This window comes from Bradyrhizobium uaiense (genome assembly GCF_010811875.1).
GTDB classification, from domain to species: domain Bacteria; phylum Pseudomonadota; class Alphaproteobacteria; order Rhizobiales; family Xanthobacteraceae; genus Bradyrhizobium; species Bradyrhizobium uaiense.
In genome coordinates this window covers 16,941-31,246 of record NZ_VKHP01000017.1, presented here as the reverse complement: position 1 = coordinate 31,246, position 14,306 = coordinate 16,941, and the positions used below count along the sequence as shown (strand labels likewise).

At 60.1% G+C, this 14,306-nt stretch carries 17 protein-coding genes; 3 read left to right on the top strand and 14 right to left on the bottom strand.

From position 1 onward, the window contains the following. Positions 1 to 150: 150 nt before the first annotated feature. Complete coding sequence (gene fdhD, locus FNJ47_RS07010; protein WP_163151988.1) at positions 151 to 954, top strand: formate dehydrogenase accessory sulfurtransferase FdhD; 804 nt, start codon at positions 151 to 153, stop codon at positions 952 to 954. Between the two features lie 61 nt (positions 955 to 1,015). On the opposite strand, the gene FNJ47_RS07005 is transcribed toward fdhD, so the two are convergent. Both FNJ47_RS07005 and FNJ47_RS07000 read right to left on the bottom strand, forming a co-directional pair. Continuing rightward, a complete protein-coding gene (locus FNJ47_RS07005) occupies positions 1,016 to 1,960 on the bottom strand; it encodes a DUF5996 family protein (protein ID WP_163151986.1) in 945 nt (314 codons plus the stop codon). A 140-nt stretch (positions 1,961 to 2,100) separates the two neighbouring features. Continuing rightward, positions 2,101 to 2,331 (bottom strand): hypothetical protein, encoded by a 231-nt coding sequence (locus FNJ47_RS07000; RefSeq protein WP_163151984.1) that lies wholly within the window; start codon positions 2,329 to 2,331, stop codon positions 2,101 to 2,103. 249 nt (positions 2,332 to 2,580) lie between these two features. Between FNJ47_RS07000 and FNJ47_RS06995 the strand changes: the two genes are divergently transcribed. Next, positions 2,581 to 2,847 (top strand): Hsp20/alpha crystallin family protein, encoded by a 267-nt coding sequence (locus FNJ47_RS06995; RefSeq protein WP_163151982.1) that lies wholly within the window; start codon positions 2,581 to 2,583, stop codon positions 2,845 to 2,847. A gap of 58 nt (positions 2,848 to 2,905) precedes the next feature. Here the strand turns inward: FNJ47_RS06995 and grpE are convergent, their stop codons facing one another. The 9 genes from grpE to FNJ47_RS06950 all read right to left on the bottom strand — a co-directional run bounded on the left by grpE (position 2,906) and on the right by FNJ47_RS06950 (position 11,370). Beyond that, positions 2,906 to 3,556, bottom strand: coding sequence for a nucleotide exchange factor GrpE (grpE, locus tag FNJ47_RS06990; RefSeq protein WP_163151980.1), 651 nt, complete (start codon positions 3,554 to 3,556; stop codon positions 2,906 to 2,908). 83 nt (positions 3,557 to 3,639) lie between these two features. Further along, positions 3,640 to 4,218, bottom strand: a complete 579-nt coding sequence (locus FNJ47_RS06985; protein ID WP_235999562.1) for an HdeD family acid-resistance protein — start codon at positions 4,216 to 4,218, stop codon at positions 3,640 to 3,642. Between the two features lie 249 nt (positions 4,219 to 4,467). Beyond that, positions 4,468 to 5,544 (bottom strand): mechanosensitive ion channel domain-containing protein, encoded by a 1,077-nt coding sequence (locus FNJ47_RS06980; protein ID WP_206685294.1) that lies wholly within the window; start codon positions 5,542 to 5,544, stop codon positions 4,468 to 4,470. A 220-nt stretch (positions 5,545 to 5,764) separates the two neighbouring features. Then, positions 5,765 to 5,878, bottom strand: coding sequence for a DUF2474 family protein (locus FNJ47_RS06975; protein ID WP_163151976.1), 114 nt, complete (start codon positions 5,876 to 5,878; stop codon positions 5,765 to 5,767). Then, positions 5,878 to 6,882: a cytochrome d ubiquinol oxidase subunit II gene (cydB, locus tag FNJ47_RS06970; RefSeq protein WP_163151974.1), complete on the bottom strand. Its 1,005-nt coding sequence runs from the start codon at positions 6,880 to 6,882 to the stop codon at positions 5,878 to 5,880. The genes FNJ47_RS06975 and cydB overlap by 1 nt, the downstream gene beginning before the upstream one ends. Before the next feature lie 4 nt (positions 6,883 to 6,886). Next, entirely contained in the window at positions 6,887 to 8,299 is a 1,413-nt protein-coding gene (locus FNJ47_RS06965) for a cytochrome ubiquinol oxidase subunit I (RefSeq protein WP_163151972.1), read from the bottom strand. A gap of 58 nt (positions 8,300 to 8,357) precedes the next feature. Then, positions 8,358 to 10,625 carry an FdhF/YdeP family oxidoreductase gene (locus FNJ47_RS06960; RefSeq protein WP_163151970.1) on the bottom strand — a complete coding sequence of 756 codons (2,268 nt, stop codon included), beginning with the start codon at positions 10,623 to 10,625 and terminating at the stop codon, positions 8,358 to 8,360. Between the two features lie 97 nt (positions 10,626 to 10,722). Further along, positions 10,723 to 10,932, bottom strand: a complete 210-nt coding sequence (locus tag FNJ47_RS06955; RefSeq protein WP_163151968.1) for a hypothetical protein — start codon at positions 10,930 to 10,932, stop codon at positions 10,723 to 10,725. A 231-nt stretch (positions 10,933 to 11,163) separates the two neighbouring features. After that, positions 11,164 to 11,370, bottom strand: coding sequence for a CsbD family protein (locus FNJ47_RS06950; protein WP_163151966.1), 207 nt, complete (start codon positions 11,368 to 11,370; stop codon positions 11,164 to 11,166). A 99-nt stretch (positions 11,371 to 11,469) separates the two neighbouring features. Here FNJ47_RS06950 and FNJ47_RS06945 point away from each other — a divergent pair, with 99 nt between their 5' ends. Next, complete coding sequence (locus FNJ47_RS06945; RefSeq protein WP_163151964.1) at positions 11,470 to 11,718, top strand: hypothetical protein; 249 nt, start codon at positions 11,470 to 11,472, stop codon at positions 11,716 to 11,718. A gap of 249 nt (positions 11,719 to 11,967) precedes the next feature. On the opposite strand, the gene FNJ47_RS06940 is transcribed toward FNJ47_RS06945, so the two are convergent. The 3 genes from FNJ47_RS06940 to FNJ47_RS06930 form a co-directional block, all read right to left on the bottom strand. Further along, positions 11,968 to 12,864: a bestrophin family protein gene (locus FNJ47_RS06940; protein ID WP_163151962.1), complete on the bottom strand. Its 897-nt coding sequence runs from the start codon at positions 12,862 to 12,864 to the stop codon at positions 11,968 to 11,970. Between the two features lie 201 nt (positions 12,865 to 13,065). Next, positions 13,066 to 13,338 carry a DUF1488 family protein gene (locus FNJ47_RS06935; RefSeq protein WP_163151960.1) on the bottom strand — a complete coding sequence of 91 codons (273 nt, stop codon included), beginning with the start codon at positions 13,336 to 13,338 and terminating at the stop codon, positions 13,066 to 13,068. A 255-nt stretch (positions 13,339 to 13,593) separates the two neighbouring features. Then, positions 13,594 to 13,971, bottom strand: a complete 378-nt coding sequence (locus FNJ47_RS06930; RefSeq protein ID WP_347341625.1) for a GNAT family N-acetyltransferase — start codon at positions 13,969 to 13,971, stop codon at positions 13,594 to 13,596. Between the last annotated feature and the right edge of the window lie 335 nt (positions 13,972 to 14,306).

Genomic DNA, 14,306 nt, shown 5'->3' with positions numbered 1-14,306 from the left:
CGCGAGATCGCGACGCGTCGGACATTTTGTCCGGAGCGCGTCGGACAAACTGTCTATCGGCTCAGGCTCGCATGATGCCTCAGCCGAAACGTTGACTAACGGGCGACGACATCAGATCGTCGGCTGGCGCGGGATCGCGGGATAATGACAATGACCAATCAAACGTTGAATGTCTCGGTACGACGCCTTGCGTTCACCGATCGCAATGACGGCGATCTCATTCGTGTTGTTCCAGTTGAGACTCCCGTTGCTATCGAAGTCTGCGGTATAGGCTACGCCGTGATGATGGCAACGCCGTCGGATCTCCGCGACTATGCGGTTGGGTTCGCGTTGAGCGAAGGCCTCATCAGGCATGTAAAGGACCTCAGTGACATCGTCGTCCACGAGACGGAAGGCGGTTGGATCATCCGGCTCACCTTGCCTGGTGAAGGCGCCGCAATCGCATTGGAGCGCGCTCGCAGGCGCGTTTCGGAGAGCAGCTGCGGGCTATGCGGACTCGAAAATATCCAGCAGGTGCTGCGTCCGCTGCCGCCGATACGTAAGCGCATCGCCACGAACCGGGAAGCCATCGCTCGCGCGCTAGACGCCCTGCAGCACCACCAACTGCTCGGTCGGTCCACCGGCGGGACACATGCGGCGGCATTCTGCCGCCCCGACGGGTCGATCCTCTGCGTTCGGGAGGACGTCGGTCGGCATAATGCACTGGACAAACTGATTGGCGCGCTGGCGCTATCCGACGTCCCGGCATCCGGCGGCTTCCTGCTGCTCTCTGCCAGATGCAGCTATGAACTTGTTGAGAAAGCCGCTCGCGCGGGCTGTCCTATGCTCGTCACCATTTCAGCGCCTACGAGCCTTGCGGTCGAACGCGCAGAGCAGGCGGGACTCACGCTCGTCGCGCTAGCTCGCCCGGACTCCGCCCTGATCGTTTGCGACGTGCACGGAAGCATCTCGTAAGGAAGCCCGTGCGCACATCCATGGAGAATACACCTGCCGTCGAACGTGCAGCATCGGAGATTTACTTCGGACGCCCGCTGCCCAGCAGGGTGGAATCCCAGCCCGCCGCGGTCGCACCAGCATTGTAGGTCGATTCCAGGAAGGCAAGCAGGTCACCGTCAGGATTGCGGGACTGGCGCAGGTCGTCGTAGTCGAGGAGAAACTCGCCCAGGCCGGCGTCCCATCGCGCGGCGCTTGGACCGACCTTCGCGTGTTCGATGCCTTGCGGCTGCGGATAGGTGAAGGAGTAGAATGCGGACCTCGGATAGGAGGGATCACCCGACCACCATCCCATCTCCATCAACTCCGCATTCATCGCATTGCGTCGGACAAAATCAGCGTTCGGTGCCGGTGAAGCGGGCTTGCCGTTATAGAACGGCACGCGAATGTCGAACGTCCCCCACATCAGGCCGATGGGCTGCGTCTTGCCCGTGAACCGCCCCTGAAAGACCTGCATGACGCGCTGCGTGCTGAGGAGAATGTGCCACCAGGCGTTCACCATGTCGCGGTCGTATGGGCGCGGTTGCTTATCGTGGTCGAACGGGATCGGGTTGGACACTTCCTGCGGTATCAGCGTGATGGACGCATCGATCCCCGCATGGCGAAGCCGGGCGAGGAACGTGTCGACCAGCGTTGCGACCGACGTCGAACCGAGCGGCAATTGTCCCGATCCGCCCGAACTCGTGAACCATTTCAGCTCGTGCGAGATAAAGTCGGCGCGGACCTCGTAGACGCCGCCGGCGTAAGGGATCGGGCCAGTGGTCAGGCCTCTCGCGCCGAGCCACAGCGGAACCTCGGCCCATTGCGCCTGGAAAGGCCCGGCCAGCTTGAGCTTGCCAACCACCTGCAACACCACGTGGAGAAGATACCGGGTCTGCTCGAAAGCCTCCCAGGACAGAGCCGGCCACAGATCGCCAGCAGCGGGATTGGAAGATGACGTGTTGGAAGGTAACTTGCCGGCACTCATGGCATGTCCTCGCACAGTTGTTGCGTAGGGAGAATTCGCGCCTCAGCTCCAATCTGATCTCCAAGATCTGATCGTGGCGGGCTCGATTGACCGGTCAACGCGTGGAAACCCAAAGCCATCATCCGCCGATCGCAACCACATTAAGGCTTCACGACCCCTGCTTCGATAGCTTTACGACGAACTGAAACCGCGGTGTACAGCTGCGCAATCCTGATCACTTTCGATCGATCAAGAACCGTTTTCTCTCTATCGAGCTCCTGTATAGCACGTTCGAAGCGCTTCCGTCGCCACGCCTCGACGCGACGCAATCGCTGCACAAGAAGTCGGATGTCAGCGATCTCGGACGCGGTCTGTTCGATCTTGCTCGACACTCGACGCCTCCCCCAGCCTGCAATATCAATGCTAGCGTCATTTTCGGAGACGTCCAGAACTACAGATGGCGCTCGCCCCGGAGCTGCGTCAGACAACTTGTCCAATCGAATTTGACAAAGTGTCCGCGGACGAACTAACCGACAGCTTAAGCCGTTGATACGACGTGCCACCCGGATGGCACGCGTATTGCTGCGGTTCGATCCGGTCGACGGTCTGTACCGTCGCCTGTTCGACCGGGACGGTTCACGATGCTCAATGTTGACGTGAACGAGACAGATGACGAGCTGCAAATCGTTGCAGAGCTGCATGGTCTAACGGCAAACGACATTGATGTGTCCGTTGAGCATGGCGTCCTCACCATTATCGCCGAGCGGCAGGTCAACGATGGCCGCGGTGCCGAGCGGACAATCAGAGTCTTGAGCTCGATGCGATTACCTCGTTCGGTCGATGCTCATAGGATAAACGCGTACTTCGACGACGGCGTGGTGACCGTGACGTTTCCCAAGCACAGGTAGTCGATCCAAGCCGGCGCCGCGAAAAACCATCGGAGCGTCCTGGACGCGAGCAGGCATTTCAACTCGCCACGCCAACTTTCGCTGGCCTCAACGAACGTGATCCGATCGCGTAACCAGGCTGCACGACGGTCGTGACCGTGCCGCTTGGCACTGACGGATCTTGCACCTGGAACATGGCCTCGTGAAAGTGAGGATCAAACCGGCTGCCGGTCGGATCAAGCTTCTTGACGCCGTGCGCTTCCAATGATCGCAACAGCTCCTTTTCAGTCAGCTCCACGCCTTCGACAAACGTCGTGAAGGGGCCGGCATTGCGGCGCAGCTCCGCCGGAAGGCTGGACATCGCACGTTCCAGATTGTCCGCGACGTTGAGCATATCGCCAGCGAACCTGGTTACGGCGTATTGCCGCATGTCGTTCAACTCGCGCTCGGCGCGCCGGCGTATATTCTCGGCATCCGCGAGCGCCCGAAGCAGGCGGTCCTTGAGATCGACATTCTCCGCCACGAGCCGCGCAATCGCATCATGCGCGTCTTCTGCTGCGCCCGGCGCGACGCTCGCAGCATCTGGCGACCCCGACGCGGCTTCCCTTGCGGAATCCTCGGGCGTCACCTTCTCTGCATCTTCTCCCGCCTGATGAGTCCCTTGCTGAGGGTGGCGTGGGTGAATCTGTCTGTTGTGATAGGGATTCTTGGGCGGGCCGTTGTCGGTCATGGCAGCTCTCTTATCTCGCCGTTGATATGTCGTTTGAGGGGCAGTCGGAAGAGCGCCGCTCTTCGCGCGCCCGAGCCGGCCATCTACCGCGTGTCGCGAAGCTGGAGGCCCAGGCCAATCAGCGCGCAGCCCTGGAAAACCAGGTCGACCGACAACAACAGGCCAAGCAGCCAGAGACTGTTGAGTGGCCACCCCAGGAGAAACGCCAATCCGGCGATCGCGGTGAGCAATCCGGACGCAAACAGCCAGCCCCAGCCACGATCTCCCCTTGCTCTCAAGCTAAGCAGCAGGCGCATGAGGCCGGACGCGATCGTGAAAACGGCCAATATCAGAGTCAGAACCAGCGAAGCGACTGCCGGATCAAGAACGATTGTCGTACCGGCCGCGGCATAGAAAAAACCGCCCAGACCCCAAAGAAAGAACCCGCGCCAGTTCTTGACCCTGAACGCATGGACGATCTGGAAAGCGGCCGCGACGATCATCAAGACGCCAATGTAGAAGATCGTTGCGATGGTCGCCAATAGCAGATTGCTGAGAGCTCCGAAGCCCAGCACAACGAAGAGGATGCCCAGGGCGACGAACCAGCCCCACTTCCCTCGCGCTTCGGTCATCAATCCCGTGAACGCTCGCCTCGGTTCCGACATTCCAGTTGTCTGCGTCATGATGAATTGCCCAGAGATTGAGTTGTTGGTGGCTCGCTGCACGCGGGTCGGCCCTGCGATGCGGACGATGACATTCTTGCAACCGACGACAACGCAATCGACGTGCCAGACGGCAAACGCCGTGATTTCAATCAGTTATGACAATCGATGTCGCCGAAAGGTCATTTTGTCCGGAATCGCCGGGACAAAATGACCAAAGCGCGGAAAGGCCAACTCGCCGGCGCGAGCGTCATCATGCTGGGATTCATGTCACGCCCCCTTCGGAACGATCTTGCTCGCGACCTGCGTCCCGTTCGTCGGATCATTGCTCGGCGCGGTATTGTGAGGAAACAGCTCGATCCCTGTTGGAATGCTTTCCACGTAGAGCGACTGGCTCGGGAAGGCGAAATCGGATCCGGCCTTCTTCACGATCGCCTTGATGGCATACGCCAGTTCCTCCTTGATCCTCAACCAATCCCCCCAAACCGTGGTGCGGGTAAAGCAGTAGACCATGAGAGCAATCGACGAGTCATTGAACTTGTCGACACGCACGAACGCGACGGCTTCGGGCGGGTGAACGAAATCCGAACTACCGAGGATGTACGCCTCGATCGCGTTGCGGATGTCGCGGAGTTGACTGGTGGTCGTGCTGTAGTCGAGCCCGATGATCCAGGAAATGCGGCGGAACGTCATCTGCGAGAAGTTGGTGACGGCATTGTCCGCCAGATATGAGTTCGGGACAAATACAGGCGCTTGATCGAACCGACGGACTTTTGTCGTTCGCAGACCAATGGTTTCGACCGTGCCTTCGACAATTCCCTCGGTGAGGATCCAGTCACCGTTTCTGAAGCGCTGCTCCCCGATGATGAAGATTCCGGAGATCAGGTTCTTGAAGAGATTCTGGGCGCCCAGCGCCACCGCGACACCGACGAGCCCGAAGCTCGCCAGCACCGGTCCGACGTGAATGCCCCAAACCTCCAGGATAGCGGTCGCGCCGAGCGCAACGATGATGGCGCGTCCGACCCGGACCGTCCAGCCGATCATAGCCTTGCTGAAGATCGGCGTTCGGCCATCCAGAACCGCGCATAGCGGCCCGATCACCTCAAACAATGCCCAGAAGATCGTGAACGCGATCAACGATTGATCGACCTGGAGGAGCCCGTCCTTGAGCCTCTGATTGGTGAGAATGAACTCGCCGATAATAAGGATGGCCAGGACGATTGGAATGGACTGGAGGTGCGGAGCAAGGGCATCAACGATCGTTCGGTTGAGGTCTCCTTCCCCGCCCGAAGACCAAGCGTGGATACGAGAGATGACAGTGCGGCTGAAGAAGCGCCGGATCAGCACCGCGATCGCGAGAATGACGATCGAAACGATGAAGTGCCCGACAGTCAGGTCCAGGATGCTTCGCTGCCAGAGCGAAAGGAAGATCGCCCAGAGCGCAGTCAGATCGTAATTCGCGGTATGTGTCATTTGGGAACGTGCCGAAGCCGATGATGCTTTCCCGCCATATTCGCGGCGTCGCGACGAGCGGGACGGTTTGGAAATCAGGATGAATGGAGGGAGACTAACGTAACCACAGTCTGATCACGCCCGAGACGAAGCCGACCGCCACAACGCTTGCGATCCAGATCGCGGCCATCCACACGAGCCGTTGCCATAGCGGAAGCTGCGCCTGCATCAGTGATATCCCGCGGTGCCGGCCTTGCCGCGAAACACCCAGTAGGCCCAACCCGTGTAGGCGAGGATGAGCGGAATGATCACGCAGGCGCCCACCAGCATGAACAATTGGCTTTCGACCGGTGCCGCGGCATCCCAGATCGTAATCGCGCGCGGAACGGCGTAAGGATAAATGCTGATGCCGAGCCCGATGAAGCTCAGCAGGAAGAGGGTCAGCGCCATGAGGAACGGCAGCCGGTCGAACTCACGCTTCAGACTCCAGAAGAAGGTTGCCGCGCAGATCAGCACCAACAGCGGCACCTGGGCCGTCAACAAGACGCCGGGCATTGCGAACCATCGCCGCCAATAGTCATAGTCGAGAAACGGTGTCACTGCGCTGACGGCCGCCAGCGCCAGCAGCGTACCGGCGCCGAGCCAGAACGCGGCACGGCGTGCGTGACGTTGGCTCGTCCCCTCCGTCTTCCAGATCAGCCACGTTGCGCCGAGCAGCGCATAACCGATCACAACCGCGACGCCGGTCAGGATGCTGAATGGGCTTAACCAGTCGAGCCAACCGCCGGCATAGGCATCATTGACGACATGAATGCCCTGCAGGATTGCGCCAAGCGTCACGCCTTGCGCGAAAGCCGCAATCAGGGAACCCAACCAGAAGGCAACGTCCCACAATGGCCGATGCCCCGGATCGCGCCAGCGGAACTCAAAGGCAACGCCACGGAAGACAAGCCCGAGCAGCATGGCAATCATCAACGGATAGGTGGCCGGAAGGATAATGGCATAGGCCAGCGGAAACGCCGCCAGCAGACCGCCGCCGCCCATCACCAGCCACGTCTCGTTGCCATCCCAGACCGGCGCGATCGAATTCATCGCCTGGTCGCGCTCGTCGCCGACCGCGAAGCTCGGGAACAGAATTCCGATGCCGAGGTCGAACCCGTCCATGACGACGTAGGCCATCACCGCGAAGCCGATAATGGCAGCCCAGAAAGTGGTAAGGTCGATGCTGTACATGGCCTCACTCCGCCGCGGTAAGAGGCACGCCGACACTGCCCGCCGGCGTAATGCCTGCAGCACGCTGCGGCACCTTGGGCGGCTCCTTCTCGCCCGGCGCGGGTGGCTTTGCCATCAAGCGCAGGAGATAATAGGTGCCGGCGCCGAAGGCTGCGAAGTACACCAGCACGAAAGCGACAAGCGAGGCCGCTACAGCCGGCGCCGCCAGCGGCGAATGCGATTCCGCCGTTCGCAACAGCCCGTAGACGGTGAAGGGCTGCCGACCGACCTCCGTCGTCACCCATCCGGCGATCACGGCGACAAAGCCGGCCGGTCCGAGCGCGACACAGGCGCGATGCAACCAGGCCCAGTCGTAGAGCATTCCCCGGAAGCGCGCGAGCAGGCTCCAGAGACCGACAGCGAGCATCGCAAATCCAAGGCCGACCATGATCCGGAACGACCAGAACACGATCGGCACCGGCGGCCATTGATCCCTGGGGAAGTCGCTGAGCCCCGGCAGAGGTGCGGCCGGATCGTGTTTGAGGATCAGCGATCCGAGGCGCGGCACTTCGAGCTTGTATCGGACCTGCGCTGCCTCGTTGCTGGGGAAGCCGAAGAGGATCAGCGACGCGCCATCGGGACTGGGTTCGTAGTGCCCTTCCATGGCGAGAACCTTGGCGGGCTGGTGTTCCAACGTGTTGAGTCCGTGGGCATCACCCGCGAGGATCTGGATCGGGGTCACGATCGCGGCCATCCACATCGCCATCGAAAACATCTTGCGCGCGCCGACATTGGTGCGGTCCCGCAGCAAATGCCAGGCGCCCACACCGCCAACCACGAACGCCGTCGTCAGATAGGCCGCGATCACGGTGTGGACGAGGCGATATGGAAAACTCGCGGTGAAGATGATCGGGATCCAGGATCCGGCGGGCACGAACTGATCCTTCGCATTGATCGCGAAGCCCGCCGGCGTCTGCATCCAGCTGTTCACGGCAATGATCCAGGTTGCCGAGATCAGCGTACCGAGCGCGACCATGCAGGTTGCGAAGAAATGGAGGCCTTTGCCGACTTTGCTCATGCCGAACAGCATGACGCCGAGGAATCCGGCCTCCAGAAAGAAGGCCGTCATCACCTCATAGGCCATGAGCGGCCCGATGATCGGCCCGGCTCGCGTCGAGAATACAGACCAATTCGTGCCGAACTGATACGAGAGCACCACCCCTGAGACGACACCCATACCGAACACGACGGCGAAGATCTTCAGCCAGTAGCGGAACAGGTTGGCATAAACGCCTTGTCCCGTCTTCAGCCACAACGCTTCGAGCACCATCAGATAGCTCGCAAGCCCGATCGAGAACGACGGAAATATGAAATGGAACGAGACGGTGAACGCAAACTGGGCACGTGCCAAAATCACCGCATCGAGATTGTCCAACAATGTCCCCTCCTTGCCTCAGGATATGCGTCCCGGCACTTCGTCTCCGGCATCCGACCGACTAGGCGGCAACAACCCGTACTGGAATGGACTTGGCGGCAGGCGTCCCGCTGATCTTGTCGTAGGAGTCGAGAGGCAGCAGCGGATTGAGCTCGGGGTAATATCCCGCAACCGATCCGCGCGGCATCGGATAATCCAGCACCTTCAATCCGCTGACGCGCCTCTGTATGCCGTCATCGCTGATCGTCTCGAGCGCAATGCTCGATCCGTCTTCAAGCCCTCGCGACGCTCGATCCTCGGCGTTCATGAAGAGAACCATGCGGTCATTGTAGACACCGCGGTAGCGGTCGTTGTTGCTGTAGATTGTGGTGTTGAATTGATCGTGCGAGCGAATGGTGGCCAGCCGCAGCATGTCGGGATCCGGAACGGATGCGTTCACTTCCAGACCCGGCAGAAGCAGAAAGTTCGCCTTGCCGTTCGGCGTCGGCCACACCAGCTCGCGCGGCGGCACATCGAGGTGAAATCCTCTCGGACTTTCGATGCGCTCGGAGAAGTCGTTGTAGATCTCCGGATAAACCTCCGCGATCTTGTCGCGGATCAGGCCGTAGTCCTCGCTGTAGCTCTTCCAGTCGACCTTGCTGTTCGGCAACGTCGCTTGCGCGATCCGGCAGACGATTTCCACCTCCGGAAGCAGATGCGGGCTCGCCGGCGACAACACGCCACGAGACGCGGTGACGTTTGACATCGAGTCCTCGATCGTCAGGAATTGCTCGCCGGCTGTCGTTCGGATGATCTCCGATCGCGCGATAACGGGCAGCATCAAGGCATCGCGACCGTGAACCAGATGTCCGCGATTCAACTTGGTCGTGATGGCGACCGTCAGCGCGAGCTTCTGCATAGCGGCGTACGAGCGTTCGGTGTCGGGCACCGCGCGGACGAAATTGCCGCCGAGGCCGATGAAAACCTTCGCCGTCCCCGCCTGCATCGCGGCGACCGACTCAATGGTATGATGACCATGCTCGCGCGGAGGTTCGAAGCCAAAAACATCGCGAACGCGATCGAGATAGTCCTGGCTCGGCTGCTCATCGATCCCGACGGTGCGATCTCCCTGCACATTGGAATGACCGCGGATGGGTGAAATTCCGGCGCCCGGCTTGCCGAAATTGCCTTTGAGCAGGAGCAGATTGACCAGCTGCTGCACCAGCCGCGACCCCTCCTGATGCTGCGTAATGCCCATCCCGTAGCAAATGATTGTCGCGCGCGAGCGAATGTAGATTTCGGCGCACCTGCGGATTTGCGCTTCCTCAAGCCCGGAAGCCCGCTCCAGCTCCGACCACGTCTGCGCCATCGCGTCGCTCCGGACTGCATCGAGGCCGACGGTATGCTCACGGATAAACTCCCAGTCGACGATCTTCTCGCCGGATTCCTCCCGTTCGAACATGACTTTCATGACGCCTTTGAGGAAGGCAAGGTCGCCTCCGATGCGGACGTGAACGAACTCGCTGGCAATCCTGGTCGAGCCGAAGGTTGCCATCTGGATGACATCCTGCGGATCGGCGAAGCGCACCAACGCACGCTCGGGCATCGGATTGACGGCGACGATCGGAACGCCGCGCTTGCTCGCTTCGACCAGATTACTCATCATCCGCGGCGAGTTCGTTCCGGTGTTCTGCCCGATGACGAAAATCGCTTCGGCGTGCTCGAAATCGTCGAGGATAACGGTGCCCTTTCCGACACCGATCGAGGGCGGCAGGCCCCGGCTGGTCGGCTCGTGGCACATGTTCGAGCAATCGGGGAAATTGTTGGTTCCGAACTCCCGGACGAATATCGAGTAGAGAAACGCCGCCTCGTTGGGCGTGCGGCCGGATGTATAGAACTCCGCCTGGTGCGGAGTTTCGAGAGCCCGCAGATGCCTGCCGATCAGGGCGAATGCGTCGTCCCAGCTGCACGGCACGTAGCGATCCGATGATGAGTCATAACGCATCGGCTCCGTCAAACGTCCCTGCATCTCGAGCCAGTAGTCCGACCGCTCCATGAGCTCGGACACGGTGTGCCGTTCAAAGAACTCGCGCGTGACTCGAAACTTCGTTGCCTCAAACGCCAGCGCCTTGGCGCCGTTCTCGCAGAAATCGAGTGTCTTCTTGCATTCCGCGTCGGGAAACGCACAGCTCGAGCACTTGAACCCGCCGGGCTGATTCATTGACAGAAGCGCGCGCGACCCCTTCGTCACCACACTCTGCTCGAGAAGAATCTTTGCAGTCGCGGCGGCAGCCCCCCAACCGCCGGCGGGATGATGATACGTCTTGAAGCGCGGCTTACCGTCCAACATAAATCAACTCCGCAATTGCCAGATCTTCAACAGGGTTTTCAGCCGGGTGACCTGAATATGATCACCCGCGGGTACGCCGGGCCGTTATCGGCCCGCTCTATCGATCCTGATCGAGGTTGGCGACGATCACCTTGTCGATCAGGCTTTCGTTGTGCCGGATGAAGTCATCGCGCGTCATGCCGGAGGCGCGCCACGCATCCTGGAGGCCCACGTCTCTGTGAAGCCACTCGTGCCGCGTTTGATGATCGATCTTGTGACGTCGTGCGTCCTGCGATCCGTGCGACGCCTTGTCGTGATCCTTTGACATTGTACCTCCTCGTGTATCCGGTTCAGCTTGGCGGTTTCGGCGGGACGAAACTCAGTTCAGACCGTTCAAGCGAGTCTTGAGGCCGGACTTCGCCGGCCCGGGTGCTGCTTAGCCTTGCTACCCACTGTGATGACGTTCAGCGTTCGATTGCGAACAGGCTCGATCAATCCAGATCCAGCGCCGCTGCTGCCTCGCGGCAGCCGTCGATCCACCGGGATCGGTCAATCGAGATCAATCCCAGTTTGCTTCCCGCGCCCACTTGTCGACCTCTTTGCGAACCTGGTTCTTGTCGATGCCGTAGAGATCTTGCAGCTTGCCCTCCAGCCGCTCCCTGTCGCCATTGATGATGTCAATGTCGTTGTCGGTCAGCTTGCCCCATGTCGCCTTGAGTGCACCCTTGGCGGCCTTCCAGTTTCCCTCGATGCGATCCCAGTTCATTTTCATCTCCTTCTTTTCCTAACCGTGAAACGTGCATCGAAGAGAGGTTAGCAACAGGCGTGCCAGTCTGAGCGCATCGTCATATCAATGAGTTAGGCGGTGCGGGCCGCCGACAATGGACAATTTGTCACGACAGATTTGGCCAAGTTGTCCGGCATGGAAGATTGCAGCATCCGCTTCTGGCCGCGGCTTCATCTTTTGGCGCAACGCTTGATACCGTCGCTATGGACACGAGCTCGCGTCAACGGGGCCGAAGTCCGAATGCATTTGCTTGGCGCAATGGACGGCGTGGAGAACGCGATGACGAATGACTCCTCCATCGCTTTCGCTTACGTTCACGAACGTTGAGACACCGCGTTCTTGCGCAAGGACGCTTCGTCGACTATTCGTGCAAATGAGGAGTTCGAATGAAGCGCGATCCGGCGAGCCGACGACCGATCCATCATTCGCCCGTCTTCTGGGTTGGTATCGCCTTGTGCCTGGCAGTTATCGCCATCTACGTTTGGTCCAACGATCTTTCCTGGCGACCCGCGACAACCCCACACTGAGTCGTTGGCGTGGTTTGGGGTTCGCTGCTTTCGACGATTCACGGCGGAGTTACATCAGCACGTTCTGACGAGGCTCGATCGGAGCCGGCAAATCGCGCTCTCCGAGCAGGGCGAGCATTTCGCGCTCGATGCCTCGCCTCATTGCGTCAAGCGGAAGAGCATTTGGCTCCGACCCGAAGGGAGCCTCAAGCTGATGGCCGAGCGCGTCGAGGCCGAAGAAGGTGTAGGCGACGAGCAGAACGGGCAGCAGCGTCCACCAATCGAGCGATCCGGCGAGCGCGAACGGCAACGTCACGCAGAAGATCAGCGCGGTTCGATGCAGCAACAGCGAATAGGCGAATGGCACCGGAGTGGACGCGATACGCTCGCATCCGCCTTGCACGTCGGAGAGAGCGGTGAGTTGCCCCTCCAGGACTGCGTAGTGGATCGGCTCGATCCGATCCCGCTTCATCAGCATCAAGCAGTGTAGCCCGATCTGGTTAAGTACGGCATTGGTCGGGTTGGGGCCGACTGAAGCGACGTCGATTTCGCTCCATGGCTTGATCGCCGCCACTTCGTCCTCCCCGCGCAGGCGCGCCGTTAGTCCGGAGCAGAAGCCGCACAGGCCGCGGAGCAGGACACGCCGATCGTCGTCTTCGAGGGTGGAGATCTGACGTGCGAACGAGCGGCAGGCGATGATCAGCTTACCCCAGAGCTCGCGTCCCTCCCACCAGCGGGCGTAACATGTGCTGTTTCGGAAGCTCATGAAGACCGATAGCGCGATGCCGATCAACGTGAACGGCACCGCGGAGATGCGCGCGAAAATACCCGGATGCTCCATGGCGGCGAAGATGGCCAACACACTGATCAGTGCAATCGCCACCAGATGCGGCGCGATCCGCGGCAAGATCGACCCGTTGACCGCAAACGCGACGTCCCAGAAGCCGGGCTTGGAACGTACGATCATTGCCGCCTCTCCGGCACTCCAGGTCGATTCCCACGCCCGCATTGCAAGGCTGCGCTGGTCTGAGCTTCGCTGCCGCGGGCTGGCCAGCATAGACATTCTGCGGACACCGATGCGTCGGATCCGGGAGGATTTCCCTGTGACGGCACGGAGAATGCGGCCGCTGTGTCGAGTTGTAACATCATTTATAAAGTTGAGTTGGGTTCAGAAATCCACGTCGAACCGATCGAGCGAAACCACGCGGGTGACGCTGGACTGACGATTTTCGAACTTATCGCTGGCGGCGCGTTCGATGCGCGATCGACGCATCAGGAAAAACTCCTCGGCGCTCAGAGCGGGATGAAACCGCACGCGCATCACATTGAGGGCTCTGCGCCCAATCATGCACGTAACCTCGGCACTGTCATTGTACATCACGAAATAGATTCCATGACGGTGAACCTCATACTGACCATCGGGATCTCGAGCGAGCGCCATCTAACGGTCCTTAAGCGACGGTCGCTCCGGATCAACCCGGACCGATCGGCCATACGCTCATTGACTCGGGTGCTCCCAGAGCAAGGAGCACGCCAAATCCCAAGACGACGCAAATTCAATGAATTAGAGGGCGATCACCGCCCTTAGGGCAGACATTTTGTCTCACGCGACGGACAAGTTGGACCGGAGGCCTTGCCAAGGTGCCCAGGGAAGCTGGCGTGACGGCCGGGTCTAGAACGACTTCATGACATCACTTCACAGATCGCGAACCATGAGCGTTGCATCAACGCCCCTCCAGCAGGTGCGATCGGCGATCGACCATCCGAGCCGCGCATAGAATCCGGCTGCCTCTGATGTATACAGGTTTAACCGGGAAAATCCGCGCTGCCGCGCCTGATCCTCGATCGCTCGCACCAGGATGGATCCCGCTCCTTCTTTGCGATGCTCGGGGATAACGAACAGACCTGTGAGCCATGGCGCGACATCGTGGTTCGGCTCGAACTCGGACTCGACCAAGAGGCAAGCGCCGATTGGTGCGCCATCTTCTTTCGCGACAAGCAGCACGCCGAGGCTCTGATCGGCAGAAAACTGTTGCAATGACCTCAACTCTTGCTCGAAGGAAGTACGAGGCATCGAGAATGCATTGACACGCCAACGCGCGCAGATCGCCAGCTCGATCGCACCCGGCTTCGCAGCGACTATTCGAATATTTGCCGTAGCGAAACGGTCAACTTCACGACGTGATCGCAAGCGCTTCGAGCAATAGATGTGCCATTTCTAACGCGCCGCAGTGCCAGCGATCTGGAACGCGGCGTAGACCGACGCCGGACAATTTGTCTGTGTCGTTGCGGACAATTTGTCTATCGACTTCGCCCGGAACACACTGCCCGATCACGCTGGGTGAGTCAGTGCACGATTGCACGACATGAGATGTTCCGCCAGATTAGAGCGAGCAACGGATCTCGCGA